Raw genomic sequence first — 25898 nt, 5'->3', positions numbered from 1 at the left:
GTTTCGGATTGATGCCCTGTGTCAAAACATGGTGCTGGCAAGTGGCTTGAGCCGGATGAGGGGTGACTCTCACGTCCGGCTCCTAGGGGCAGCCCTTTCAAGGTCTTCGTTTAAAATCCCCCAAAACTCCAGTCAGGGTGATGAAAGCGATGTGGGCAGAAGTTTTAGCGCGGTTTGAAAAAAGGCACCGCCAGTGTCATGGTCAAGTTGGCACTGGAGCACGCCATTCCTGCAGAGTGGGTTGATCAGGTGTTCGAAGAGCATCGTCAACGCCAGTACCCGCGTGAACTTTTGTTTTCGACCATTGTTGAGCTGATGTCCCTTGTTTCATTGGGTTTACGGCCTTCCTTACATGCCGCTGCACGCCAGATGGATGATCTATCGGTTACCTTGGCGGCGCTCTATGACAAGGTCAGCCGCACAGAGCCCGCGTTGCTGCGGGCCTTGGTCACCGGTAGCGCAGAACGCTTGGCTCCGACGATAGAAAAGTTGGGCTGTTCAACCATTTTGCCCGGCTGGCAACTGCGTATCGTTGACGGCAACCACTTGCCTTCTTCCGAAAAACGTTTGGGGGCTTTGCGGCGTGAACGAGGCGCGGCTCGGCCGGGGTTTTCAGTCGTGGTTTACGATCCTGACCTGGACCAGATCGTTGACTTGCAGTCTTGCGAGGATGCCTACGCGAGTGGGCGCGTCGGCGTGCTGCCGTTGTTGGCTCGTGCCAATGAGGGGCAGCTGTGGATGGCCGATCGGCTTTATTGCACGTTGCCCGTCATGCAGGCCTGCGAGGAAGCGAGCGCTTCGTTCATTATCCGCCAGCCAAGCAAACATCCAAGGCTGATTCAGGAAAGCGACTGGCAAGAACCCGTGCCTGTCGAAGCCGGAACAGTGCGCGAACAAAGCATCGAGCTCAAAGGTGGCTACCGCTGGCGCCGAATTGAACTGAACCTGCAAAAACCTACCGAATCAGGCGACTCAGTGATGTGGTTCTGGAGCAACTTGCCCGACACCATCAGTGCCGAGCAGATCGCCGATTTATACCGTCGCCGCTGGAGTATCGAAGGGATGTTCCAGCGTCTCGAATCGGTGCTGGACAGTGAAATCGAAAGCCTCGGTTCTCCGCGGGCGGCCTTGCTGGGCTTTGCCTCGGCGGTGTTGGCCTACAACGTTTTGGCTGTTCTCAAACGTAGTGTGGAGCAGGCCCATCGCGAGACGCAGCCTGAAGGCTGGGAAGCTTCGACCTTCCATCTGGCCGTGCAAGTGCGGAGCGGTTATGAGGGCATGCAGATCGCGTTGCCCTCGGATTATCCATCACTTCAAACGACCTCAGAAACTCTGGCAGAGCGCCTGTTGGCGCTGGCCAGGAACATCAAACCCAAGCAGGTCGCAAAAAGCATACGCGGTCCAAAAATCGCCAAGCCCAAGGAATGGCTGGAGGGAAAGGCTGCGAATGCGCATGTATCGACCGATCGGGTGCTTAAGGCTCATAAAGGGAAAACACCTTGAAAGGGCTGGCTCTTAGGGGGCGGCGCAGCAATGCGCTGCTGCTGCCCGAGATCGGCGCCAATGTGGAGTCAGGGCTGGTTCACCACGTCCACGGGACAGCCGCGAATGTGGCCGATATCACCCAGGCTGCTGAACTGTTGCATGGCGAAGAAAACGCGGTCTATGCAGATGCTGGTCACACCGGTGTTGAGAAGCGTGATGAACACGGAAATCGTGAAGTGATTTGGCAGATCGCGGCGCGACGTAGCACTTATTCACGACTGAATAAACGCAGCCGGCTCTATAAGGCCAAGCACAAAATCGAGTACTGCAAAGCCCAGACGAGGTGAGGAGGAGTCCATCCCATTGTTTCGGGTGATCAAGCGCCAGTTCGGTTATGTGAAGACGCGCTTCCGTGGCTTGGCCAAGAACACGGCACAGCTGGTGACGCTGTTTGCGCTGTCGAATCTGTGGATGGCCCGCGGACATTTACTGAGCAATGCAGGAGAGGTGCGCCTGTAATGTGGGGAATAGCCGCCGCGAGGTGCTCGCAGCGGCTAAAAAGATAGGAATGAGTGAGTGATCTGAGCGTTTTGGATCGATTCGCCACTGTCAAAATCGGCGGAGGCCGAAGTCAGCCAGAAACGCATGGCTACTTCAGACCATCCTTAGAGGTTTTAACTCGGTCCGTGGCGAATCGATATAAGCTACCGAATCCTCCTGTGCCGCACGCTCCAGGGGCGAACTCCATCGTTCTCAACGGATAAAGAACACCTTGAAGATACTACCTGTTAGCCGTTGTATTATTTCCATTTGCCTACTGTGGCTGTCAGCTGTTTCCCAGCTAGCTCTTGGCGAAAGTGAAGTAAAACTCCAAGTGCACACCCCGTTAACTGCTCCTCATGTGACGTTCGACGCCAAGACTCAGTCTTGGCTCGATCGCTGGCCATCTGTCCGTGTTGCTTTTTGGGGGGGGGCGCGCCCTCCATTGCATATTGGTTTCGAGCCGAACAGTTTTGAAGGGGTTACCGCGGACTTGCTGGGGCTGTTGCAGGATACCTTGGGGGTGCCTGTGCAAATGCTGCGTTTTGAAGACCGGACCCAAGCACTGCAAGCTATGGCAAGAGGCGAGATCGATATGCTGGCCCTGAACGATGTCACGGACGCTGACAACCCTGTCTTTAAGGCCAGCAAGCCCTATCTGCTGAATCATAAGGTGATCATTCGCCGCATCAACGACAACTTCAAACCTGATATGGGTGTTGAACGTCTGGCGTATATCGGCACGACCGATTCACACATCAAGCGCATACAAGATCAGTATCCGAAAAGCACACTGATCCCTTATGTCAATCATCTGAATGCCCTCGCGGCTTTGGCTTATGACCAGGTTGATGCCTTTCGCACCAATGCGGTAACGGCGGAATTCCTTCTTTCGAGCTTCTATCGCAATGATCTGTATATCACCGCCGATACCGGGGCTAGCGGCGTGGCTGACATCAACTTCGCTGTCAGTACGCGGCTTCCATTGTTGCTGGAGGCCGTCAATCAGTCACTGGCGGCGATTCCGGTGGCCGATATGCTGCGGATCACTTCAAATTGGGCGCTCAGCAACAACTTCGTGATTGCCCGCAAGTCGTTGGACCTGACTCCTGAGCAAATGGCTTGGATCGCCGAGCACCCAAAACTTAAAGTAGTAGTGGCTGATGCCTATGCACCGTTGACTTTCTTCGATGATAAGAATCGGCTAAACGGGCTCAGTGCCGACATGCTGAAATTGATCGAGCGATTGACGGGACTAGAGTTCGAAGTTGTTCGTAGCGACAGCGTCAGCGATATGGTCAAGAAGCTGCAAGACCGCAAAGTGGATTTGATCGCAGCTTTGAGCGTTGGCGACTTTCGCCTGGAGCCCAATCAATACACGCGCCCTTACATGATCAGCCCATTTGTAGTGGTGACCCGGCGTAACGAAGCTGGTATTCGAAGTCTGGATGAGCTGAACGGCTTGCGCCTAGCCTTGCCCTGGGGGAGTCCGCTGTCTTTCACGATCCAGAAGCAGTTCCCTAATATCATTCAAGTTACGGCGCAGAATGCTACCCAAGGCCTTGAAATGCTGGCTGCCGGAGAGGTGGATGGCACGGTACACACTCAGTTCGGTGCCGACTATTTCATCAATCACCATTTCCAGGCTGATTTACATATTGCCTCGGTTATAGGACCCCGTCCGGCAAGAGTCGCCATGGCAGTGGGGCCCAATCACCAGATACTCAAAGACATTGTCAACGCCGCACTCCTCGAAATCAGGCCGGATGAGTTCAAGGCGATGACCGACCGGTGGCGGGTTCACGAGCCTCCTGCAGTGGCCAGCTCCTGGAGTACCTATAAAGACGTGGTTTATACCGTAATTGTGGCGGCGATCCTGTTCGTTCTGGTATTTGTGCTCTGGAATTACTATTTGCGAATCCAGGTCCAGAAACGTCAAAAAGCTGAGCAGGCCCTTGAAGACCAACTGCAATTCACCCGAACGCTGATCGATGGCGCGCCTCTGGCACTTTATGTGCGGGACAGTGAAGGCCGATTGGCGGACTGCAATCGCGCCTATCTGGACTTTTTCAACATCTCCCGAGAGGCGGTAATCGGTAGAACTCTGTTGGAGAGCGACGTTGCCGGCGTTGAAGTGAGCGCTCGTTACCATCAGACCTATCTGGATGCACTAGAGCATGGTCAAGCGACATTTGCCGACATGGATGTTGAGCTTCAGGGACAGCATTATCGGGTTTACCACTGGATACTGCCGTTCCTGAACAGCGCTGGCCAATACATTGGTGTGATTGGTGGCTGGCTCGACATTACCGAGCGCTCGCAACTGATAGAACAGTTACGCCTGGCCAAGGAAGCGGCCACTGACGCCAATCGCTCCAAGTCGGTATTCCTGGCCAGTATGAGTCATGAGATTCGTACTCCCATCAGTGCTTTGATCGGCCTGATCGAACTGCTGCGCATGCGAGGTGGTACTGCTGCCGAGGTCGAGGAAAGCCTTGAGGTGGCCCATCAGTCGGCACAGTCATTGCTGTCGTTGATCGGGGATATTCTGGACCTGTCCAAAATCGAGGCTGGCGCGATGACGCCCTTGCCGCGACCGACTCATCTAACTGAAATGACTCAGTCTATTTACCGATTGTTCGAGACCAATGCGCGTAAAAAATCTGGATTTCCGTCTGGTCACCGAGGTTCAACACAATGGCGTCATGATCGATGCGTTGATGCTCAACCAGGTGGTATCGAACCTTATAAGCAATGCCATCAAGTTCACCGAGCAGGGCAGCGTTCAGTTGCTCTTGCGTGAACTCCCAGGGGCGCCGGTCGAAGGGCGAGCACGTTTCGCAATCCAGGTCAGTGATACAGGCAAAGGCCTTAGCGAAACACAGCGCCAGGAAATATTCGAACCCTTCGTTCAGGCAGATCCGCAAGCCCATCGTGCTGTTGGTACGGGCCTGGGATTAAGTATTTGCGCCTGTCTGGCCAACCTTTTGGGGGCGCAACTCAGCGTCGATAGCCAACTTGGTCTTGGCTCACGTTTCACACTGGTGCTCGACGCTCAGTTAGTCGACATCGATCATTCTAACGAAACGCGTGATGTAGCACCGCAGTCGGGGCATAAACTCAGGATTCTGGTGGTTGAGGATCATGCGCCAAACCGCCTGTTGCTGTGTCGGCAACTGGAGTATCTGGGGCACGAGGCCGTGCCCTGTGATGATGGTGAAGCTGCTTTGGCTCAGTGGATGCGGGCGGAGCCTGCGTTTGACCTGACTATCACGGACTGCAGCATGCCTCATATGGATGGCTATGAGCTGACTCGTCATATGCGAGAGACCGAGCAGCAAAAGGCCGTGCGTATGCATCCAATTTTTGGCCTGACGGCCAATGCGCAATCAGAAATCGCCGAGCGATGCCTGGACGCAGGTATGACTCGCTGTCTGTTCAAGCCCGTTGGTATCGATATGCTTGCTGCGCTGGTCGATGAGGTGGCTCAGACCGTCGAACGGCGCGTACTAGCGGCCATGACCACAAGAGGAGGCGACCTTGAACGAATCAGGCTGCTGAGCCCGGAGTCCTATGCGCCCTTGGTCGACGAGATTGTACGAACCCATCGTGAGGACGCTGTCAACCTTAATCGACTGAGTCAGGAGAACGATTGGGAAGGGCTAGTCAAGATCGCTCATAAAATCCGTGGCGGTGCGCAAATGACTGGAAACCAAGAATTGATTGATGCGTGTGTCGAACTTGAACGTATTGCGGTTGGTGGAGTTGAAGTGCCCTGTCGAAATCAAGTCGAGCAGGTTCTTGGCTATCTACATGCGCTGGAGCTTCGCTTGGTGCAAGGCACGGTGTAGCTTGTAGTGGTCAACTAATCCCGAGCTGGCGCCAGTCTACCGTTGAATTGATGGGGTCGAATCCAGTTGTATCGATGCATCAAGAAATGGCTGATATCGCGCCGGGCTCTTGGGTCGGTATCCCTTCAGTTTTCAAGCTGCGGAACACGCGCTCCATCGGCGCGTTGTCCCATAAGCACCTCGATCAAAGGTGTTGCGACGACCGGTTGAACCCGCCCTGCGACCCTTGATCCGAGTGAAACAGCAGGCCCTTAGGCCTTCCACGTTGTTCGTAGGCCATATCCAGCGCCTTGATAACCAGCTCGGCGTCCGGCTTTTCCGACAACGCCCAGCCCACCATCCGACGCGCGCAAAGTCCCAGCACGACCGCCAGATAGTGCCATTTCCCCTGGGCCCAAATGTAGGTGATATCGCCGCACCACACCTGATTGGGTGCTGGGACATCGAACTCCCGATTCAAGACGTTCGGGATATCCGGCCGTTCAATCGTGGCTCGTTTATAGGCATGAGAACCTGGTTGTTTGCTCACGAGGTCAAGCTCACGCATCAAGCTGCGCACTTTGAACTGACCGAGTTGCTCACCATCGTCACGCATCAACGAGGGAATGCTACGACTGCCGGCAACACTGCGACTTTGTGAAAACAACTCGCTCACCCAACTGCGCAACCGAAGCCGTTCAACATCAGGAGTCCGACGTCTGAGGCGGTGGGCGTAGTAACTTGAGCGGTTGATTTCAAACACGTTGCACAGCCAATCAATCGGCTCATGGGCGCTTAGCTGATTGATCTGCGCGTACGCTCATGATCTTCCGATATCAAGAGCGCGGTAGCCTAATGAGATGGTCACCCCCTTTTCAGGATCGTCAGGCGCGACTCTCATCATGGCGCGGGTGACTCACCCAATAGACGCCGGATAGATTTAAGCAAGCCAAGCACTTCGCCCACTAATCAGCATTGCAAAAACGGGGGTGACCATAGAAAAAACGGGGGCGACCATAGATTTTTTAATATCGATTTTTCCCGCTCAATGCGGGCGATCCGGGCTTCCAGTTCCTGGATTTTCTGCTGCTCCGGGGTCAGCGCCTTGCTCTGCGGAGTGATGCCTTGGTGCTCTTTCTGAACCTGGTCAACCCAGCGGTGCAGCGCTGACTCACCAATGCCGAGTGAACGGCTGGCTTCGATGTAGCTGTAGTTTTGCTTGAGCACGAGGTCGGCAGCCTCGCGTTTGAATTCAGCAGTAAAGGAGCGGCATTGTTTGGTCATCTGACACCTCGATCTGGCGAGCATTCTCGCCTAAATGGGTGTCCGGTAATGAGATGGTCACCCCCACACCCTACGAGGGCTACGCTTTCGCAGGGTGTTTTATTTTGGAGGCCATCATCATGAGCGAATTGGCACTGGTCGGTATCGATCTCGGCAAACACACTTTCCACTTTCCACTTTCCACTTTCCACTTGCACGGCCAGGACGTATCGGGTCGAGAGATGTTTCGCAAGAAGCTCTCGGGCGTGCAGATGATGCGTTTTTTCGGCAACTGCCCCACTTGTACTGTCGTGATGGAAGCCTGCGCTGGTTCTCATTTCGTTGCCCGCGAACTGGCGACCATGGGACATGTAACCAAACTGATATCCCCGCAGTTTGTTCGGCCTTTCGTTAAAAGTAACAAAAATGATTTCGTTGACGCCGAGGCGATCTGTGAAGCCGCCTCACGCCCTTCGATGCGATTTGTCTCGCCTAAAACTGAGGCCCAGCAAACGCTCTCAGTACTGCATCGCATGCGTGAGTCGCTGGTGCGTGACCGCACCAAAACAATCAATCAACTCCATGGCTTCCTGCTGGAGTTCGGCATCAGCCTGCCTCTTGGGCGGACGGTCATAAAACGTCTGCCTAGCGTTCTGGCCGAGCATGAGTTACCGATACGGCTCCGCACATTGTTGCAGCGGTTGCACGCACACTTCGGCTACCTGGATGAGCAAATCACGCAGATTGATATTCAGATGGCTGGCCAACTGGCTGACGATGATCTGGGCAGTCGTTTGCTGAGTATGCCCGTCGGCCCGATCACCGCCAGCCTGCTGGCTGTCGAAATGGGAGACGGCAAGCAATTCGGATGCAGTCGTGACTTCGCCGCGTCCATAGGGTTGGTTCCCAGACAGTACAGCACGGGAGGCAGGTCTAACTTGAAGGGGATCAGCACGCGAGGAGACAAGAGCCTCAGATGTCTGTTGGTACAGTGCGCCAGGGTTTATATGCAAAGGCTCGATAGTCAAAAAGGGGCACTGGCTGATTGGGTGCGCTCATGGCTTCAGCGACGACACTCCAATGTCGTGGCGTGCGCTCTGGCCAATAAACTGGCGCGAATTGCCTGGGCACTATCTGCTCACCACACAGTGTTTGAAGCAGGGTCAGACGCCATGGCGGCCTGACCCTACTGTTGTTGCAGTACCACGAGGCACCTTCAGGTTTGCGATAGCTGAAAAATGGATGACGTGAACGGCACACCGGCCTGGCGAAGAACCTGACTTATGAAACGGCTTTAGAAGCCGTTCCGGTTTTCAGGATTGCCAGGCGCGACTCTCATCATGGCGCGGGGCATGCCTCATACAGACGCCGGATAGATATAAGCAAGCCAACCACTTCACCTGTTAATCAGCATTGTAAAAATGGGGGTGACTATAGATTCATTAGACCACTACATAGGTGTGATTATGCGGGCGAACTCGCCGCCTAATTTTCCTTCACGCTGCCTAATACATCCTGAGCTCAACAACCTGACAATGCCGTTATCACAATGGATGCGCTGACCGACGCCATTCAGAGATCAGCCAAAAAAGGAAAACGATTCAGTTTCCATAAGATCCATGGGCTTTTCATGCATCAACGCCTGGCAGCGGCGTAAATTCCCAAGGGAAAGGGCCATTGCGCGTCAGTATTCTCGCATGCAGCAACGCCCCTCTTCGGCCTACGGGTCATTGACACGGAATTTAATCATGCTCCCACCGCAGCTCAGATCAGGCGTTTCCCTCCCGTTATCGGCCAGTGCTCAGGCCGCACCTGTAGAGGCGCCGCGCGTGGGGCCCTCCAGTGCGCTGGCCCGTACTTTTGCCGCGTGCCAGGAGCTGCATAAGTGCACCGAGGGGATGGTCAGGGAGGCTTACGCGCTTATCCAGGCTAGCGCCACGGCCGTCGTGGAACATGGCGCCGAACCCACCGAGCTTTGTCTGCAGGCTGTCGCCCTCGGCGCGCCCATCGCCACGGCTTTGGCCGTGCAGCAGGATAGCGATGCCCTGCTGCATCAGGTTGAAGGTCTGTTGAGACGTGCGGAGCAGGGCGGGCCAAACCTGTCACGCTACGAAAAGAAACTGTTCGGTGATCGGTTGGAGGAGTACGAACAAAACGCCAGGCCGGTGTCTGAGGCGCTTGAACAGCACATCGAGTCGTTGCGGCAGACGCTGAAGCATTTGGCGCCCGAGGTACTCAATGGTCACCAGGAGGAACAGGAAGGGGTCGACTGGGGCACGGGCAGCCGTGCCGAAGCAGCAGCCTGGCGATCGACAGCACTGGGCCCGGATCTGCGTCCGGGCCCAGCAGAAACCCCTGGCGGAGCGCTTTTTGCGCCGTTGCGGCATAACACCCTGGCCCAGCGGCTGGCAGTGGCGTTATACACGATGTCGGCGTTTCCCTTTCCTGCGGAAGTCGAAAAACCGCCGAAGCTTCCCGCGCAGCCGCCCGTTCAGGCCGGGCGCGGCACTGGCGGAGCAGAGCCCCCGTTGCGTCTGATAGGGGCCTACCGTCGGGGTCCAATCCCCCCAGGCCGCCAGCGAGGGCCTGCCTGATACGGTCCGGCAAGCCTTGAATGTCCTCCAGGTGCGCGCCGGTGGCCTGACAGACGATGCTCCCGGAATCCCAACGCAGCACCTCACCGCCGGCTTCAGGCTGCCAGGGGTGGCGGCTGATGATGCGGAATCTCCTTACGACCCGAATCTCAGTATGGAGCTGGAAAGCACACCATTTATTGCGCAGGTCCGGGCCGCTGGGGCGGCGGTTATAGACGCGGCAGTGGGCGCGGCAGTAGTCGAAGGGCGCATACGACCTATCCCGCCCCTGTTAGTGGCGGGGGCAGTTGCGGGCGGCGTTGCCTATGCCGGCTACCAAGGCGCGCAAGCGCTTTATCAGCACTTATTCCCCGCCGAGCCCCTTGCGGCGCAGCCGCTCACTGGCCGCGAGCAGGCCATCCTCAGCACTCTGGCCCAGACGGTCCACGCGCAGGTCGACGGGTCCTGGGGCTCCACCCTGGACGCCCTCACCGCCGTGGTCGCTAAGGGCGGCGAGGCCATGATGGAGGAAGCTCAAGCCCTGTTACAGCAGGACCTGGGGAGCACAGGGGTGAAAGAGGGCGCTGTGGCCGGGGCGCGCGCCAAACGCAGCGCGACGCCTGGCAGCGACACCATTATCCCCGACCTGGGGCCGGTGTCGGTCCGGGAGGTGGTCGCCGCCGTGGAGCACGTCCAGCAGCGGGCGCAGCCCTCCAAGGAGGAGCTGTTGTTTGATGCCCTCCAACCACTCTGGAGCGCCGACCCCACTATGACGTGGGTCGAGAGACTACCGCAAAGCGAACAGAAACTATGGGCGACTTATGTCTACGACTCGCGCGCCGCCGACCAAGCGTTTAGCAAGGCCCTGACCAGCCCCCAGAGGCTGTGGCTTGACCGTGCGCAGTCCTACTGGGCTGAACAGCAGCTGCCTGGTCATCCTTATCAATATGACGTGAGCCTCAACAGCAGCGTGTCACTGGGGTCGCTGCGGGTGCCCATCACGACGAATTTTCCCCTGCCGCAGGCCAGCATGGTCGCGGCCGTGCCGGGGCTTGATCTCAACACGGCCACGGTCAGTCTGAATGACCCGATTACCCAACAGCAGAGCCTGACGGGGGCGCAGCAACAGTCCGTGCTGAGCTTCCTGCATGGCTCGGGTGCTTGGCCGCAGCTTGACGAGGTGGTGACGGACCGGACCACGCAACACGAGCCGCTCAAGACACTCTACGCTCAGAGTCTGAATTTGGAGTTGCACAAAGACCTTCTGGAGGCTAAGGCCAAGGGCTATCTGTCGGGTCAGGGCGCTCCTCTCAACGGCGCGAGTATTGTGCTGGACGCCCTGCGTAACGATCCCTCCGTACAGTCGGGGGTGCTCCGCCTGTCCACGGGTTCCCGCCCCCAGGATGTCACGGTGGATCTAACAAACTGGTGGGTGTTCGAGCGTAACGAGACTCAGGGGGCGAACAATGGCGTGGTGCTGTACTTGCCCGAAACTCAAAGCATGGGCTGGTTCAATACCCGGCAAGAACTTTTTCAGCATCTGGATCAAACTCGCCTACGCCAGAATCTGAAGGCCTCCGAAACGGGCTCCTTGTTTCAGGAGCAAGCCCTGATGCTGGCGCCCCCAATGAGCGTCCCGCCTTGGTCAGGTATTTTCAAGCGATTAAAGACAAGCCTGGACTTTTTACCGCTGCCAATCTGGTATTCAAGCCCCACGCCAGCAGCAACTTTCATGAGCATCTCGAACAATGGGCCAGTGACCGACTGACGGTCAGCGCTCGGCAACTGCGCGAGCAAAGCCCGGGTTCGACCCAACTGTTGCAAGCTCAAACAAGCGCCATCGCGTCGCAGCTGGAAGCCTTTACGGATAAACACCTGCCCCCTTTGCGCGAGTTCACGCGGCGCCAGGAGAGCGACAAGCTCACGCGCTTCGCGCTTTCCCAGTCAGGTGGCATCTCCCAGGGCAAAGGGTGGACGCCGATAGTGTGTTTATCGACTTCAATGGCCGCAACCTGACCTGGACCGACTGGGTACTCGAAGGCTATCGCCGCCATGGCGACAAGCCCTTTGAATTCGACCGCACCAGAAACAGCTCCACCACCAATAATTTCCAACGAGATGCCCGGCTGACCGCCTCTAACCCTGCGCTGCAGCGTCAGCTCAACACCCCCGAGTTCAAGCAAGAGGTAGAAGGCAACCTACGGGGTACTTACACAGGCGATGCGTACATCGCGCATGTAAAAACACTGTTGGATCCGAAAAACGAGCAGCATGCCGCGTTCCAGAAGCTTCGCGTGGCCACACAGATCATGGGCTTGCGCGTAGCGGTGCAAACCGCAGTTGACAATAGAGACGTGAGATTCGATGAGGGGCTGTGGCTGAACCGTTTGGTCAGCAACCTACCCGGTTCCACGAGACACATGAATACAGAGCTCAGCGAACTTGCAATTGGCGGGAGGCGGATCCCAGGTGTGTGGGTACTCTCACAACGCTATGCGCAGACGCCGGACAGGACGGCTTCGGTTCAGAGACAGAGCTTCGTCTACATGCCCGGGGCCCCAGAGGGTAAATCACTCTATCGTCTCGATGAAAAATTCAAGGCCTTGCTGGGTACTGAGTCGTTTCGCACCGACGTGGAGCACCGTGTGCGGGCCGCCGACCGCACGATCGTGGGTAACGCGCTCAATGGCCTGAGTGCCAGCGGTTTTCGCGCTTCGCTCATCCCGGTTAGTAATTTTACCGCGGCCTGCGATCAGCAGCTTCGGGACATCATTGATAACACCGCGGAGGAGACCACCAGCAAAGCCGAGGTCATCGAGGGTGAGATCATCAAGAGCGCGAGGTACCTTGTTGCTGTGGCGTGCACCGTCGCCACCAGCGGGGTAGGGGTCGCACCGTGTGCAGTGGGCACAGGCGCGTTGATGCTGAACGATGCGGCCAACGTAAAACAGCTCTTGGAGCGTGGAAAGAGCACCGAGGCGCTGATGGAGACCGCGTTCCTGGCGCTTGACGAGCTCGATGTGCTTGATCTAACGAAAGCGGTGTCGCGGGGGGTGAAGACGTTGGCTAAGGCCGACCTGCCCGCCGGCCAGTTCGGCAAGGCGGCCAGCCCGCCTGCCGTCGCGGACGCTTTGGAACGCTTACGCAGCCACACTAAGGGCCTGACGCCGGACGGGCGGCTCAACGAACTGTTTTCGCGCCACGACGTGTCTCCCGCAGACCTGACAAAGGCCAGCCCTCCCCGCACGGGGCTCGCCGGCCAGTTTTATACGAGGGCGAACGACGAGGGTTTGTACATTATTGAGCGCGCGCGGGTGTATGAGGTGTATACCGATGGTGGCTGGGGCTCGGTACGCGTCCGTGATCCGGAGCTTCCAGCCACTCAGGGCATGGACGTCGTCTGGCGCGATGGGTACTGGCAGGCCAAGATGAATTCGGGCGACATCTTAGCGGGTGGCGCCCCTCTCTCAAATCCACCCAAAAAATTAGATTCTGAGGAATGGGCTGCCATACCGGACAAGCAAGGAAAGTTCGGCAAGGACGGGGAGAACTTATATGAGGATTTTGATGGTGAAATATACGTGCATACAGATGCAGGCGGAGAAAAAACCTATCTATTCAAGGAAGATAGGCTCTTTTACGGCCTTGCAACCAATGATCCCTGGCAGCCGAGAATGTATAATGTTGACGAGATAAAAACATGGCGCACGGGTTTGCCAGATCAAACATATGCGAAGCTCGAACGTTTTCAAGCGGGTCGCACTGACCTGAAGGAGGATCGTCTTCAGAGTATTAGAGAAGCATTTAAAGGTGGATATGAGTTGCCTCCTATCAAAGTTAGAATAAACAGAGATAATACTTTGAGTGTTCAAGATGGGAATCATCGATTGGCGGTTGCCAGGGAGATGATGCTGGCCGAAGCACCCTATGTAGTGGTCAACTAATTCCGGACACCTCAATAGGTGGTTTCGACGCCATTGTCCGTTCGTAAACGGTCGGTGGCAGATATCCCAGTTTTGAGTGCAGCCGCTCGTTGTTGTAAAACCCAACGATGTATTCATTGATGTCACGTATCGCTTCGGCGTGGTTGGCGTAATCGCGCCGCCATACCCGCTCCATTTTCAAGCTCAGGAAGAAGCGCTCCATCACTGAGTTGTCCCAACAGTTACCTTTACGGCTCATACTTTGCTGCATGTTATTTCTTGTCAGCAGCGCCCTGTAGCTCGCGCTAGCGTACTGGCTACCGCGATCCGAGTGAGCGATCAGACCAGGTGGCGGTTGACGCTGAGCAACTGCCAGTTGCATTGCACTGCACACCAGCTCGGCAGGCATGTTCGGAGCCATGGACCAACCCACGATCTTGCGTGAGAACAAGTCCAGTACCACGGCCAGGTACAGCTAGCCGCTACGGGTCCGGATATAGGTAATGTCCGCCACCCAGGCCTTGTTCACCGCCTCGGGTTCGAATTGGCGATTCAACACATTTTCAGCAATCGGCAGGTCGTGGTTGCTATCGGTCGTGTGCACAAACTTGCGCTTCCAGGCCGAACGCAGACCGTTGGCGCGCATCAAGCGACGAATTTTATAAACGCCTATTTCCATGCCCTTGGCGCGCAACGCTTTACGCAACGGGCGACTGCCATAGCAGCCGCCACTCGCAACAAACGACGCCTTGAGTTGCACCGTAACGGGACAAATCGATGCTGGCGCTTCAGCACGCTTGTTGGCCTCGTAGAAACCGGATCGGCTGATACCCAGCAGCCGACAGGCATACGCCACCGAATAAGCCTTCTGTTGCAGCTGCCGAACCAAGCGATACGTTACTTCAGCTCGCGGGCAAAGAAGGCGGTTCTTTGAGTGAGCATGCTGAACTCCGTATCCAGGATGATCGGTAGAGATCATCAGTCACGTCAGGGTGTTTCAGGCTCATAATCCAATTTCATCGCGATCCGCAAAATGTGCGCCACCGGCTCAAATAATTCGGCGGGGATGTACTGTCCCACGTCGCACTGGGCGGCTAGGGCGCGGGCGGTGGGGATGCTCTCAACCACCGGGATGCCCGCCTTCTCGGCGAGGGCGACGATGTTCAGGGCGACGTGGTCGTGACCGATTTCGATCACTTTGGGCAAGGGGGTCTCACCGGGCTTGAAATACAGGCACACCGCAATATGGGTCGGGTTGCGCACCACGGCTGTGGATTTCGCGACGTTCGTCGCCAAGCTGCCGCTTTGTACCTCGCGGTGGATTTCCTTACGCTTATGTTTCATTTGTGGATCGCCTTCGGCGTTCTTGTATTCCTGCTTGATATCCTCAAGCGACATCATCAATTGTTTGTTGGTGTTGTACTGCTGGAAGGCTGCATCGGCGATGCCCACGATCACATAAAACCCGATCAGCACGGCCCACATCCAGTACAGCAGGAGCGTGCTGACCTCCAGGCCACAAGATACGCTGCTGAGGGGCAGGAACTGAATGGACGGCGCGTATTGTCGGATCAGGTAGAAAAATATCAGCGATAACACCCCCACTTTGGCCAGCGACTTTCCAAATTCGAATAGGCTGTGAAGGGAAAACATCTGCTTGGCGTTGGTCAGTGGGCTGAGCCTTTCGAGGGACGGCTTGATCGCCTCGGGGGCCAGCAAGGGCCCGATCTGAACCACGACAGCCGCAAGGGTCATCACGATAATGATGACGGCGATGCTGCCCATTATTCGCACGAAGATGCCGACAAACAGTTCGCTCAGTTGCTTGGTCGCCGACGCCAGGTCTTGGTTGATGGTGTTGAGTGTGGTGTCGATCAAGAGGGTGAAACTGTCGAAAAGAAAGTCGCCTTCAAAGATGAAGTAGCCGAGCATCACGGCCAGTTGCATGCCGCTGGTGACCTCCATGCTTTTGGCGACTTGCCCTTTGGCGCGTGCATCGCGAATTTTTTTTGGCGTGGGTTGCTCGGTTTTTTCGCTCATCGCAAGTGGTCCATTAAGGTGAGCACGTGTTGCACCCAGTGCTGGCTCTGTTCAAGAGGCGCGTTAAACGCGAACTCCAGGCTCATGGCCAGCATCAGCAGGGCGAAGGCGCTTTTGATCGGCATTGACAAAAAGAACACATTCAGTTGTTGGGCCGAACGGTTGACCAGTCCCAGGGCCATATCGACCAGAAGAATGGCGACAATCGCCGGCATCGCGAAGCGCAAGCATAATTCATAGGTCAGTTGCCACTGCCGGGACAGGAACTCGAGAAAACCGGGACCGAAATGAAAGACTTCCCCGGGAGGCAGGACGGTGTAGGAGTGATAGATACCTGCGATCAGTTGGTTGAACCCTCCGGAAACCAGAAACAACACGCCGAATATTTGGGTAAATAGAATGCCAAATAGCGACGACTCTTGGCCCAGCAGGGGGTTGATAATGCTGGCGATTGACGCGCCACGCAGGGTGTCGATCAGAAAGCCGGCCATGTCCATGGCCCAGAACGGAATGGCCGCACAAAAGCCCATCAGCAGGCCGATGCTCAGCTCGCCAGCGATCAGGACTAGGTAGTGCCCGGCCGTGGCGTTATGACGGGCGGCTTCCAGGCTCGGCCAAGTGTCATGCAGCGGGATCAATGGCAGGGCAATCATCAACACTAGGCTATTGCGCACCAAGGTACCGCCCAGGGCGGCCTGACTGAACAACGGCACCATCAGCATCACCCCCAGGGGGCGCAGCATGTAGAGGCCAATCACGGGCAGCCATTCGGTCAGGGCTTCCACGTTCAGGCCCTCATTTGGTTGATCAGGTCGAACGAGCGGTTGGTGTAGCTGAGCAGGACGTCACCCATCCAATTGAACGTGATCGCCAGGGTAATGGCGACTGCCACCAGCTTGATCAGGAACTGGATGGTTTGGTCCTGCACCTGAGTGAGGGCCTGCACCAGGCTGACCAGCACCCCGACCACGGAGGCCACCACGACGACGGGTAACGAGAGCAATAGGACCAGCCACATCATCTGCATGGCTAGTGAGGTGATCAGGGCTTCACTCATGCTATTTTCCCTCAGTTAAACGACAGCATGAGTTGGCCCAGTAGCTTTTCCCAGCCATTCATCAACACGAACACCAGCAGTTTCAGGGGCATCGAGATGGTCATGGGGGAGACCATCATCATGCCCATCGCGAGCAGGATGTTGGAGACGATCAGGTCAATGGCGATAAACGGCAGATACAACAGCAGGCCGATCTTGAACGCTTCGATCAATTGGCTGACGGTGAACGCAGGCATCAGCACTAGCAAGGATGTCTCGGGGACGCGATCGTGGTACTTCTCCGGCCAGATGTCGCGTCCGATACTCGAGAAAAACAGCTTCTGATCCGGCGCCGTATTGCGTTCGAGAAAGACCCGGTAGGGGGCCAGCATACCGTTGTCGATTTGGTTGATGAAATCATCGGATTCGATTTGAATGGGGTTGATGGCCAGGTTGTCCTGAATCTCAAAGCCGATGGGGGCCATGATGAACAGGGTCAGGATTAGCGCTAGACCGTACATCGCGATATTGGGCGGGATTTGTTGGATACCCAGGGCATTGCGCAGGAGCGAGAAGACCACCACCAGTTTGAGGAAGGATGTCCCCAGCACCAGCAGCAACGGCAATATTGAAACGGCGGACAGCATCAGGATCAGATGCAGGGGCTGGTCCAGCAAGTTCATCGATGTGCTCCAGTGGCTGGCCTTCCATTGTCGGATAGGCCAGGTCTAGTGCACATCGGGCGCACACCTGAGTTTTGCTTCGGCGTCAGAAAAGACGATCAATGCGTACGGCGAGCCGTCCATCGATCTCCAGTAACAGGCCTTGAGCAATAGATTTACCCGCCACCGTCAGCGTCACGACATGATCGATATGGGTTGGCCCTTCCAGTACATCGCCGACTTGCAGATGCGCCAGTTGATGCAGGGGGGCTTCGAACGAGGCCACTTGAGCGACGACAGTCAGCAGCAGATGGCGTCCTTGCAGCGTGTCAGGTTCGCCAGGGGGAGGGGAGGTGTCCAGCCAGTCGTTGAGCTCGTCCATAACAGCCTCCAGGGTAAGGGTCGTAGTACCGTGAGTCGAAAGCGTGGCCAGTGGTCGGGTCAGGAACAATCCCAATTGGCCATCGGTGATTCGGTAGGCGTGCTGTAACAGCAAGCCGTCACCTGGCTGCAGGTGTTCCAGGGTGTCTTGATCGAGCTGGCTCCAGCCGGCGATCAGGGCAACCGGGAGCTTGGGATTGCCAGTGTGGTGATTGATCTCGACCGGTGGGAGCAGTTCACTGAGGCTATTGATCCAGTGCACGGGCGCTTCCAGTACCCAGGCTTCCAACCTCCGATCTTCGTGTTCGAAGCACAGGCACCAGTAGGGAGCGGTCTTGACCGTTGCAGCTTCCAGCGCTGTGGCCGTGGGCCAGGCAATCGTACTGTCTGCCAGTGCGTTACCTGCCGCGGCGAGGGTCCAACTCGCTAAAACCTCATGCAGTTGAGGTGGGACGGCCAACCAATTGGGCGCTTCGAGCATGGGGCTGATCCAGCGGCACCAGGCATCCGGCGCGAACCAGAAGCGAACCGGTTGATCCAGTACCTGAGCATGCACGATGAGCCCATCGCCTGCGCCGATACCATAGGTGAGGGTCATGGCCCCGTCGTAGTGTTCCAGCCGTCGTCCTGGACCGATATGGCGCAGCAGTTCGCCTTCCTCTTGACTCAGTTTTGGCAATTTCACCAAGAGGCTCCGTTTGGCTGCTTTAGCTCCAGTGTCACCGGGCGATTGAATAGGGTGACCAGTTCGCTTTCGAGTGCCGCGCGAGTACCGATAATACGTTCAAACGTGCCGAGGTCGCCGACCGTGATGCTCAGGTACAGCAGGCTGGCCTGGGCACTGGCACGGATCTCCAGCCCCGTCAGGGGGCCGTTGGTCAGGCGCAGGTCGAGGGTGCTGGGACATGTCCGGCCAAGGGTACGCAGGCGTTTAAGGTCGGAGGTGAAGGCTTGCGCCAGGATTGTTCGTACATGCTGCTGCCTTGCGTCATCGAGGGGGGCAGCGACATGGGTTGGGGGAGTCGATTCAATAAAGCCTCGAAGTCGTGTTGATGTTCAGGGTGAGAGTCGTCGGCATTGGAGGGCGTATAACGTCTCAAGAGAGGGGTGAGGGGTTTCAAGCCAGGCATAGTCACTCCAGTAGCCAATTCAATTTTTCTTGAGCTACCAGCAGTTGGCGCAACTGTCGCTGGCCTTCTGATTGTTCACGATGCACGCGGTGCTGTTCGGTGTGCAGGGTTTCGAGCTGGTCGGCGATGAGATGGGTTTGGTGGTGGTACTGGGCAAGCTCGATCTTCAGTTCCTGCAATGCGAGGTGGTCGAGGACTTGTGAGGTGGCACTGCATTCACGCCATTGGTTCCAGAGTTGGTAGCGTTGCTCCGTCAATTGGGTAATGCGATCTTGCAGTTCGATCTCCTGCTGCGCCAGAACGCTCAGAGCGGTGCGCTGGCGTTGTTCGCGCTGCTGCTTGAGTGACCGCAGGCGGCTGAGGGTCAGGCGGTCAGTGTTTGGCATAGGTGCTGGACCGTTTCCTGGAAGGTGTTCTTTTGCGTGGTGGATTGGCACAGCAATCCTTGGATCGCTGCACGGCGGGCCAGTGCTTCATCGGCTTCGCTGTCTTGGCCGGCCTGGTATTCACCCACCCTGACCAGCAACTCGATGTCGTTGTAGGCCGCCATCAGGCGCCGTACTTTTCCGGCCATTTGCCGGTGTTCGGCATCGACGATCTGGCTCATCACGCGGCTGATGCTCGCGCCGACGTCAATGGCGGGGTAGTGATTGGCTTCGGCAAGTTTGCGCGACAGCACTATATGGCCGTCGAGAATCGAGCGCACTTCGTCAGCCACCGGTTCGTTCATGTTGTCGCCTTCGACCAGAACGGTGTAGATCCCCGTGATGCTACCGACGGCGGCCGGTCCTGCGCGTTCTAGCAGGCCGGGCAGGCGGGCGAAAAAGCTGGGTGGATAACCGCTTGTGCCGCATGGCTCCCCGGCGGCCAAGCCAATCTCCCGGCGGCGCGGGCAAATCGGGTTAATGAGTCCATCATCAGCAGCACGCTCTTGCCTTGATCGCGAAAGTGCTCGGCGATGGTCGTCGCTGTGTAGGCGGCTTTCAATCGTTCAAGGGCCGGACGGTCAGAGGTTGATACCACCACAATAGTGCGCTCGCGGGCGGCTGGGGAGAGCGAATGCTCAAGAAATTCACGCACCTCGCGGCCCCGCTCTCCGATGAGGGCAAGCACGATCACGTCGGCCAGGTTGCCATCACAGACCATCGACAGGAGCGTGCTTTTGCCGCCTCCGGCGGCGGCGAAAATGCCGACTCTTTGGCCGACGCCGCACGTCAGCAGGGCGTCGATGGCGCGGACCCCCAATGGCAGGGGAGTGTCGATCAGTGGGCGGGTGAGGGCATTGGGGGCATTCCGTTCGACACCGCGCCATAGGCAATCGAAGGGGACGTGACGGCCGTCCAGCGGCCGGCCCAGTCCATCGACGACGCTGCCAAACAGAAAGTCCCCTAACGCGATTTCATGAGGCTTCCCCAGTGCGTGTACATTACTGCCTGCGGTCACGCCAAGAGGGGTGCTGAAGGGCGATAACAGGGCATACTCGCCGTCGATGGCCACGACTTCGGCTTCGATATTCGATGGCTCCAGGCGGCACCGTTCACCGAGCCCGACACCCGGCAGGGACGCCCGCAAAAGGGTGGGGCCGACTTCAGTGATTCGACCGTTGAAGCGTTCACCGACTTCGGTCGTTGTGGCCTGGGCCAGTACCAAGGACGGTTGTTGATCGAGCAAGGCTTGCAGGGTCGAGCATTCAGGTAGGCGCATATCAGGTCTGCCCGATGAGGTCGATATTTCCAATGACACGCAATTCGACTTCATCGCCCAGCTCCTGAAACGACAGGACGTGCAAGCCCGCGTATTCACGCTCAACAATCTTGCGCACAAACCGTCGTACATCAATGGCGGTGATCAGCACGGCGCGCCGTGGGTCGCCGTCGCCGACGTGCTGGCGGATGCCTTGGATGATGGCCTGATTCTGCGTAGCCTCCAGTGTCGAGTAAGACCCTGCGGCTGTCTGGCGGATCGATTCGCGGATCATTTCCTCGATACGGTCACCGATCATCCAGCCACTGATCCACTGCTCATTGCCGCGGTAGCGTGTGGTGATGTGGCGACGCAAGGCTACCCGTGCGTATTCAGTGAGCATGATGGGATCTTTTTCCCGTGGCGACCATTCCGTCAGGGCTTCAAGAATGCTGCGCAGATCGCGGATAGAAATACCTTCGCCGACCAAGCGCTGTAGCACATCGGCAATGCGCCCGACGGGCATTTGTCGTTGAACTTCCTTGACCAGTTCGGCATGGCTGCTTTCCATGGAGTCCATGAGGAAGCGCGTTTCTTGCACGCCGATAAATTCGGCCGCGTATCGGTCCACGACCAGCGACAGACAATGGGTGATACGGGCCTGATCTCGATGTAACACGACGCCCAGGGCGGTCAGGGTTTCATGGTGTTCGGGGTCGAGCCATTGCAGGGTGTGGCCGCCAAAGGGCAATCTGTCGTTGTGTAGTGTTTGGGCTAGGGGCATGGTGTGCGCATCGGCCAGCAACAAGCCATCTGGTACGGTCAGGGTCAGCACCGGCTCCTGGTACAGCAGGACACGCAGGGTGCTAGGCTCGAGCGAGGCATCGAGTTGCAGGTGGATAGTGGGCAGGGGGATGCCTAGGTATTCGAATTTTTGTTGGCGCAGTTGGCGGAAAGCGTCGTCGAGTGCTTTTGAGCGCCCGATGTCGCTGGCCATGCGCACCATCAGCGGAATCGCTCCGGGTGTCATCGTTGCTTGCGCCTCTTCGCCGCTCAAGCCCGGCGATCCGTCGGGCAACGTGCCGTTGGCATGGGGTTGACGCCTTTTGATCCACCAGGCGCCGCCGTAGACCGCTGCGGCCAGGCCGACAAAATAGATGGCCGGGAAGCCGGGGATCAGGGCGAACACCAACAGCACCCCAGCGGCGAGGCTCAAGGCCTGGGGTTGCCGGCTGATTTGTTCGCTCAGGTCATTGGCCAGGTTTTGACGCAGTTCCCCCGGAACGCGGGTAACGATAATACCTGCGGCGATGGAAATCAGCAGGGCTGGAATCTGGCTGATCAGGCCATCGCCGATTGACAGAATGGAGTAGGTAGACATGGCGGTGCTCGCGCTCATGTCATGCATGAACACGCCTACGGCGGTGCCCCCAAAATGTTGACCAGAATAATGATGATGCCGGCAATGGCATCGCCCTTGACGAATTTCATCGCCCCATCCATCGCGCCGTACAATTGGCTTTCCTTTTGTACCAGGTTGCGCTGGCGGCGGGCTTCATTGGCGTCGATGATCCCGGCGCGCATATCGCCATCGATACTCATCTGCTTGCCCGGCATGGCATCCAGAGAAAAGCGCGCGCCGACTTCGGCGACACGTTCGGAACCTTTGGTGATCACGATGAACTGCACAATGGTGATGATGATGAACACGATCAGGCCGACACCCAGGTTGCCCCCGACGGCGAAGTTACCGAAGGTGTAGATGATTTCCCCGGCGTCTGCTTGCAGTAGGATCAGTCGGGTGGTGCTGATGGTCAGTGCCAGGCGAAACAGGGTGGTGATCAGCAAGACCGCTGGAAAGGTCGAGAACTCCAGCGGCTCGCGGATGTACAGGGCCATCATCAGCAAGACAATGGAGATGGTCAGGTTGATAGTGATCAGCATGTCCACAAGCCCGGTGGGCAGGGGGACAATCATCATGAACACGGCCAGCAGCAGGAGTACGGCGAGCACAATGTCCTGACGACCGGCCGCCATCGCGAGCCAGCGGTTGATGCGTTTCATTGACTGTCCCTGGGATGACGCTCAAGTCGCTGGCGTAGGGCGCGCAAGCAGGCGAGCCATTGATTGACATCACTGCCCGGTGCCAGGGTGGCACTGAGCATTTGCTGCTCACCCACGAGGTATGCGCGCAACACCATACCTTGGGTCGACGCGGGGTGACAGCGTCCCAGGAGGGTCCGAAGGGTGCTGATGCGTCGGCAGGCTTCGACCGGGCGTGCCAACGACAGCAGCATGCGTCCCTGCGCGTATTCGATGTATAACCGAAAGGGGGGCAGGATAAATTCCATTCGACGCTCAATACGGCAAGGGCCAAGATCAGACAGACGCAGAAACCCTTCAAGACAACGTTGCGTTTGTAGGTCCATCCGCATCCTTATTTCTTTCACAAGGGATTACTGATTATTCATTGTCATGATCCAGAGTGGGCGGGTGTTTGAGCTATACGGTCTTTACCTGAGTTATTAGCTGCGTTGCGTGTTGTATCGTTTGTACACGTTGGCTGGCGCTGTCTGTTGAGACCTTTATCCGTATGTTGCACAAATTTTGGCAAGCCTCACTGACTCGTCGTATTGGTGTCACCCTGACCAGTGTCATGGTCGTCTTCTGGTTACTGTCCGAGATCATCAATTTTTATTACCGCTACAGCAAAGCCGAGATGGAGGTCAGGGAAGACTTGGCTCAGGCATTGGATGAGGTGGCGGAAGAACGAAGTCGCCATCATGAGTTGGCTCAGGTCAGGGTCAACAGTCTGCTGCGCCTGTGGCGTGAGTTGCACACCAGTGAGCGTTTGCTGGGGGCTCAGGGGGCGGAACTGAAACACACTGTTTTTGTTCCCTTCGAAAGGGGCCGCGTGGACTCGGGGCGCATTGCCGTGGCGGGGCGGGTGATCGAAATTTTCGGTAACTTTGACCCGGATCATCGGGCCGAAACCTTTCTGTTGGTGCCAGGCCTAGGGGTGTTTTTTTATCGCCCCGCCGGTCGCTCAGTCGTTGAGATGAGCCTCAGGATGCAGGGGCTACAGTCACGCCAATACAACTCGCTCACCAGTGACAATCGCTGGGGAGCTACGTTCGATGATGGGAATGGTCACCTGCGCAGCGCCGTGACGGCGGTCGACCTGCGCTCGGGGATTACGGTGGGGCAATTGCTGCCGATTGATGAGTTTCGTGTGCGCAAAGATGCATACTCATACATTTTGCGAGATATCAGTGGTAAGCATTTGTGGAGTGACATCGAAGCGAGTGGCATGTCCAAGGAGGTGGTAAACGACCTGCCAGAGTGTGATCGCGGTACGATGCGCGTCGTGGACTCGATTGTGGAGTGTACGCTGCTCAAGGGGCCGCCTTGGCAGTTGCTCGCGATTGTGTGCAGTGATGTCGTGATGAGTCGGGTGTTGTCGCAGTTGGGGGCGACAGCGCCCTGGACATTGCTGGCCCTGTTGCTACTGTTGGTGGTGTTTACCCTAGTCCTGCAGCGTCAGTTGGGGCGACCGCTGCAACGCATCGTTGAGTTTATTCAGTCCCCAAGACAACTCACCGACGTGAACGCGTTGCTGCCAGAGGGGCGCACGGATGAGTTGGGGTGCATCGCCGTTGGCTACAACACGCTGCTCAAAACCCTTAACGCCCAGCACCACGTGGTGGCAGACACTGTCAGGCGTCGGACCCGCGAACTGGAAATGGCCAAGTGCATCGCCGTACGGGCGAGCCATCGAAAGAGCGAGCACCTGACGAGTATCAGTCATGAGATACGCACGCCGCTCAACGGTATTGTTGGCGCCCTCCGCCTGTTGGAGTGCGGCACGTTGTCCGAACAGCAGCGGGACTTGATTGGCACTGCGCGTCAATCTTCCGATCTTCTGTTGAGTATTATCAGCGAAGTGCTGGATTTCTCCCGGATCGAAGCCGGGCGGCTGGAGTTGTCCGCTGAGCGCGCGGCCATCTTACCGATGTTGGATCAGGCACTGCTGACGATCCATTTACTGGCACAGGAAAAGCGCTTGGCGTTGCGTACGTTGGTGGCGGCCAATGTGCCGCAGTCGATGGTATTCGATAGGGTGCGGGTACAACAGATTCTGATCAACCTCTTGGCCAATGCGGTGAAGTTCACTGCGCAGGGGGAGGTGTGCGTGGGTGTGGAACGGCGGGCAGACATGCTGGCCATCTCAGTACGGGACACGGGTAAAGGCATACCGGAAAACAAACGAAGGGCAATATTTACGCCGTTTATTCAGGTGTGGGCCCATGACAATGGCAGTGGGTTGGGGTTAGCGATTGCGTCGCGGCTCGCTCACCTGATGGGTGGAGAGATCCTGCTCTCCAGCGAGGTCGGGGTAGGATCGACCTTTACCCTGTTGCTACCGATACGCGAGCCTGATGGGCTGCCCTTGGTCTTTTCGGCCAAGTTGCCTGTGCCCCTGTTCTTGCAGCAGCAGCTGTCCATTTGGGGGGTCGAGGTTCAGTTAGGTGATTCGCCGTTGCTCGAGATGCCAGAGTTGGTCTATTTGCCTGGCAGGTTATCGCAGAAGGTTCGTGCCATTTTATTCGAGGAAAAGTTGACGGGCGCAGGGAGGGTCCCGCTTGCCCCTTGCCCTTGGGCGCTTAAGGTCTTGGTTGTCGATGATATGCAAATTAATCGCGAGATTATCTGCAAGATGCTCCAGGCGCTTGGGCATGAGGCATTTTCAGTTTCCTCAGGGGAAGAGGCTTTGTACTGTGGGCGAGCGCGGGTGTTCGACTGGGTGCTGATGGATATCCGTATGCCGGACATGGGCGGCATGCAAGTTGCCCGACTCTGGCGCGATAGGACCAGCGGGATCCTTGACCCGGAGACACCTATCATGGCGCTCACGGCGAATGCATTCCCTATCAATGGGGGCAGCGCCCGCTCAGGCATGAACGGACATCTGGCCAAGCCCTTGAGTCTGGAGCAATTGGCGGACGCGGGCGCGCAGGTTGTTTCGCTGCAACTGGCACGCGGAATCGACTTGTCGCCGAATTTTCAGTTGCAGCAGCCGCTCTTGGACTTGGCTGATGTCGTCTTGTGTACTCGGCTTTACGAGACGCTTGAGCAGCTTTATCGGGAGATTGAAGTCGTGTGGCGCACTCAGGAAAGTGCGTGCCTGTTGAGGTTGCTGCACACCCTTAAGGGGTGCGCGGGGCAGAGTGGCTTGAGCCCGTTGCACGAGTGGGTGCAGGATCAGGAGGTGCTGATCAGTCAGGGAGGGTGGCCGGGCGAAGAAGAGATTAGTCACTTGGGGGGGATGATTCGACGGCATGCCTAAGGCCC

16 protein-coding genes and 6 pseudogenes are annotated in these 25898 nt (G+C 57.2%); 9 read left to right on the top strand and 13 right to left on the bottom strand.

Going from position 1 to position 25898, the window contains the following annotated elements; genetic code table 11:
* The first annotated feature begins 198 nt into the window (after positions 1-198).
* From JFV26_RS13695 to JFV26_RS13680, 4 genes and pseudogenes are all read left to right on the top strand, one after another.
* Positions 199-1503, top strand: coding sequence for an IS4 family transposase (locus JFV26_RS13695; RefSeq protein WP_201193116.1), 1305 nt, complete (start codon positions 199-201; stop codon positions 1501-1503).
* A 50-nt stretch (positions 1504-1553) separates the two neighbouring features.
* A pseudogene (locus tag JFV26_RS13690) lies at positions 1554-2004 on the top strand (transposase); the annotation flags it as partial.
* Positions 2005-2257: 253 nt separating this feature from the next.
* The gene (locus JFV26_RS13685) at positions 2258-4828 is read left to right on the top strand and encodes a transporter substrate-binding domain-containing protein (RefSeq protein WP_201193114.1); all 2571 of its coding nucleotides are present in this window, start codon (positions 2258-2260) and stop codon (positions 4826-4828) included.
* On the top strand, positions 4731-5876 hold the full coding sequence (locus tag JFV26_RS13680; RefSeq protein WP_201193112.1) for an ATP-binding protein: 1146 nt from the start codon (positions 4731-4733) through the stop codon (positions 5874-5876). The genes JFV26_RS13685 and JFV26_RS13680 overlap by 98 nt, the downstream gene beginning before the upstream one ends.
* Positions 5877-5890: 14 nt before the next feature.
* Here the strand turns inward: JFV26_RS13680 and JFV26_RS13675 are convergent.
* Both JFV26_RS13675 and JFV26_RS13670 read right to left on the bottom strand, forming a co-directional pair.
* Positions 5891-6708 (bottom strand): annotated as a pseudogene (locus JFV26_RS13675) (IS3 family transposase); the annotation flags it as partial.
* A 170-nt stretch (positions 6709-6878) separates the two neighbouring features.
* Positions 6879-7139: pseudogene (locus JFV26_RS13670) on the bottom strand (transposase); the annotation flags it as partial.
* Between the two features lie 119 nt (positions 7140-7258).
* Between JFV26_RS13670 and JFV26_RS13665 the strand changes: the two are divergent.
* From JFV26_RS13665 to JFV26_RS13650, 4 genes are all read left to right on the top strand, one after another.
* Entirely contained in the window at positions 7259-8302 is a 1044-nt protein-coding gene (locus JFV26_RS13665; RefSeq protein WP_201193110.1) for an IS110 family transposase, read from the top strand.
* Between the two features lie 645 nt (positions 8303-8947).
* Positions 8948-9712: a hypothetical protein gene (locus JFV26_RS13660; RefSeq protein ID WP_201193108.1), complete on the top strand. Its 765-nt coding sequence runs from the start codon at positions 8948-8950 to the stop codon at positions 9710-9712.
* Between the two features lie 16 nt (positions 9713-9728).
* Complete coding sequence (locus JFV26_RS13655) at positions 9729-11459, top strand: hypothetical protein (RefSeq protein ID WP_201193106.1); 1731 nt, start codon at positions 9729-9731, stop codon at positions 11457-11459.
* 217 nt (positions 11460-11676) lie between these two features.
* Positions 11677-13635 carry a ParB N-terminal domain-containing protein gene (locus tag JFV26_RS13650; RefSeq protein WP_201193104.1) on the top strand — a complete coding sequence of 653 codons (1959 nt, stop codon included), beginning with the start codon at positions 11677-11679 and terminating at the stop codon, positions 13633-13635.
* Here the strand turns inward: JFV26_RS13650 and JFV26_RS33515 are convergent.
* The 11 genes and pseudogenes from JFV26_RS33515 to JFV26_RS13595 all read right to left on the bottom strand — a co-directional run.
* Positions 13628-14518 (bottom strand): annotated as a pseudogene (locus JFV26_RS33515) (IS3 family transposase); the annotation flags it as partial. The gene JFV26_RS13650 and the pseudogene JFV26_RS33515 overlap by 8 nt on opposite strands.
* An 83-nt stretch (positions 14519-14601) precedes the next feature.
* Positions 14602-15654, bottom strand: coding sequence for an EscU/YscU/HrcU family type III secretion system export apparatus switch protein (locus JFV26_RS13635; protein ID WP_201193098.1), 1053 nt, complete (start codon positions 15652-15654; stop codon positions 14602-14604).
* Complete coding sequence (sctT, locus tag JFV26_RS13630) at positions 15651-16439, bottom strand: type III secretion system export apparatus subunit SctT (RefSeq protein WP_201193096.1); 789 nt, start codon at positions 16437-16439, stop codon at positions 15651-15653. Before sctT ends, JFV26_RS13635 begins: the two co-directional genes overlap by 4 nt.
* 2 nt (positions 16440-16441) lie before the next feature.
* Positions 16442-16711: a type III secretion system export apparatus subunit SctS gene (gene sctS / locus JFV26_RS13625; protein WP_201193094.1), complete on the bottom strand. Its 270-nt coding sequence runs from the start codon at positions 16709-16711 to the stop codon at positions 16442-16444.
* Positions 16712-16722: 11 nt separating this feature from the next.
* A complete protein-coding gene (gene sctR, locus JFV26_RS13620) occupies positions 16723-17373 on the bottom strand; it encodes a type III secretion system export apparatus subunit SctR (RefSeq protein ID WP_201193092.1) in 651 nt (216 codons plus the stop codon).
* Positions 17374-17458: 85 nt separating this feature from the next.
* Positions 17459-18418, bottom strand: a complete 960-nt coding sequence (sctQ, locus tag JFV26_RS13615) for a type III secretion system cytoplasmic ring protein SctQ (RefSeq protein ID WP_201193090.1) — start codon at positions 18416-18418, stop codon at positions 17459-17461.
* 447 nt (positions 18419-18865) lie between these two features.
* The gene (locus JFV26_RS13610; RefSeq protein ID WP_201193088.1) at positions 18866-19249 is read right to left on the bottom strand and encodes a hypothetical protein; all 384 of its coding nucleotides are present in this window, start codon (positions 19247-19249) and stop codon (positions 18866-18868) included.
* Positions 19228-19413, bottom strand: a complete 186-nt coding sequence (locus tag JFV26_RS34150) for a hypothetical protein (RefSeq protein WP_274610348.1) — start codon at positions 19411-19413, stop codon at positions 19228-19230. The genes JFV26_RS13610 and JFV26_RS34150 overlap by 22 nt, the downstream gene beginning before the upstream one ends.
* A 123-nt stretch (positions 19414-19536) precedes the next feature.
* Positions 19537-20567: pseudogene (locus tag JFV26_RS13605) on the bottom strand (FliI/YscN family ATPase); the annotation flags it as partial.
* 1 nt (position 20568) lies between these two features.
* Positions 20569-22490: pseudogene (gene sctV, locus JFV26_RS13600) on the bottom strand (type III secretion system export apparatus subunit SctV).
* A 116-nt stretch (positions 22491-22606) separates the two neighbouring features.
* Entirely contained in the window at positions 22607-22897 is a 291-nt protein-coding gene (locus JFV26_RS13595) for a hypothetical protein (RefSeq protein WP_201193086.1), read from the bottom strand.
* Between the two features lie 242 nt (positions 22898-23139).
* Between JFV26_RS13595 and JFV26_RS13590 the strand changes: the two genes are divergently transcribed.
* Positions 23140-25893, top strand: a complete 2754-nt coding sequence (locus JFV26_RS13590) for an ATP-binding protein (RefSeq protein WP_201193084.1) — start codon at positions 23140-23142, stop codon at positions 25891-25893.
* Positions 25894-25898: the final 5 nt, after the last annotated feature.

Source organism: Pseudomonas sp. TH31 (assembly GCF_016650815.1).
Taxonomy (GTDB): Bacteria; Pseudomonadota; Gammaproteobacteria; order Pseudomonadales; family Pseudomonadaceae; genus Aquipseudomonas.
Note: the sequence above shows the minus strand (reverse complement) of the source record. Positions and strands in the feature narration are given on the sequence as shown.

Bases quoted from the DNA above. Each gene is read 5' to 3' on its own strand.
- JFV26_RS13695 (WP_201193116.1), top strand. From the start codon at position 199: ATGGTCAAGTTGGCACTGGAGCACGCCATTCCTGCAGAGTGGGTTGAT.
- JFV26_RS13680 (WP_201193112.1), top strand. From the start codon at position 4,731: ATGATCGATGCGTTGATGCTCAACCAGGTGGTATCGAACCTTATAAGC.
- JFV26_RS13665 (WP_201193110.1), top strand. From the start codon at position 7,259: ATGAGCGAATTGGCACTGGTCGGTATCGATCTCGGCAAACACACTTTC.
- JFV26_RS13635 (WP_201193098.1), bottom strand. From the start codon at position 15,654: ATGAGCGAAAAAACCGAGCAACCCACGCCAAAAAAAATTCGCGATGCA.
- sctS (WP_201193094.1), bottom strand. From the start codon at position 16,711: ATGAGTGAAGCCCTGATCACCTCACTAGCCATGCAGATGATGTGGCTG.
- sctR (WP_201193092.1), bottom strand. From the start codon at position 17,373: ATGAACTTGCTGGACCAGCCCCTGCATCTGATCCTGATGCTGTCCGCC.
- JFV26_RS13610 (WP_201193088.1), bottom strand. From the start codon at position 19,249: ATGCCAAACACTGACCGCCTGACCCTCAGCCGCCTGCGGTCACTCAAG.
- JFV26_RS34150 (WP_274610348.1), bottom strand. From the start codon at position 19,413: ATGGCGGCCTACAACGACATCGAGTTGCTGGTCAGGGTGGGTGAATAC.
- JFV26_RS13595 (WP_201193086.1), bottom strand. From the start codon at position 22,897: ATGGAATTTATCCTGCCCCCCTTTCGGTTATACATCGAATACGCGCAG.
- JFV26_RS13590 (WP_201193084.1), top strand. From the start codon at position 23,140: ATGTTGCACAAATTTTGGCAAGCCTCACTGACTCGTCGTATTGGTGTC.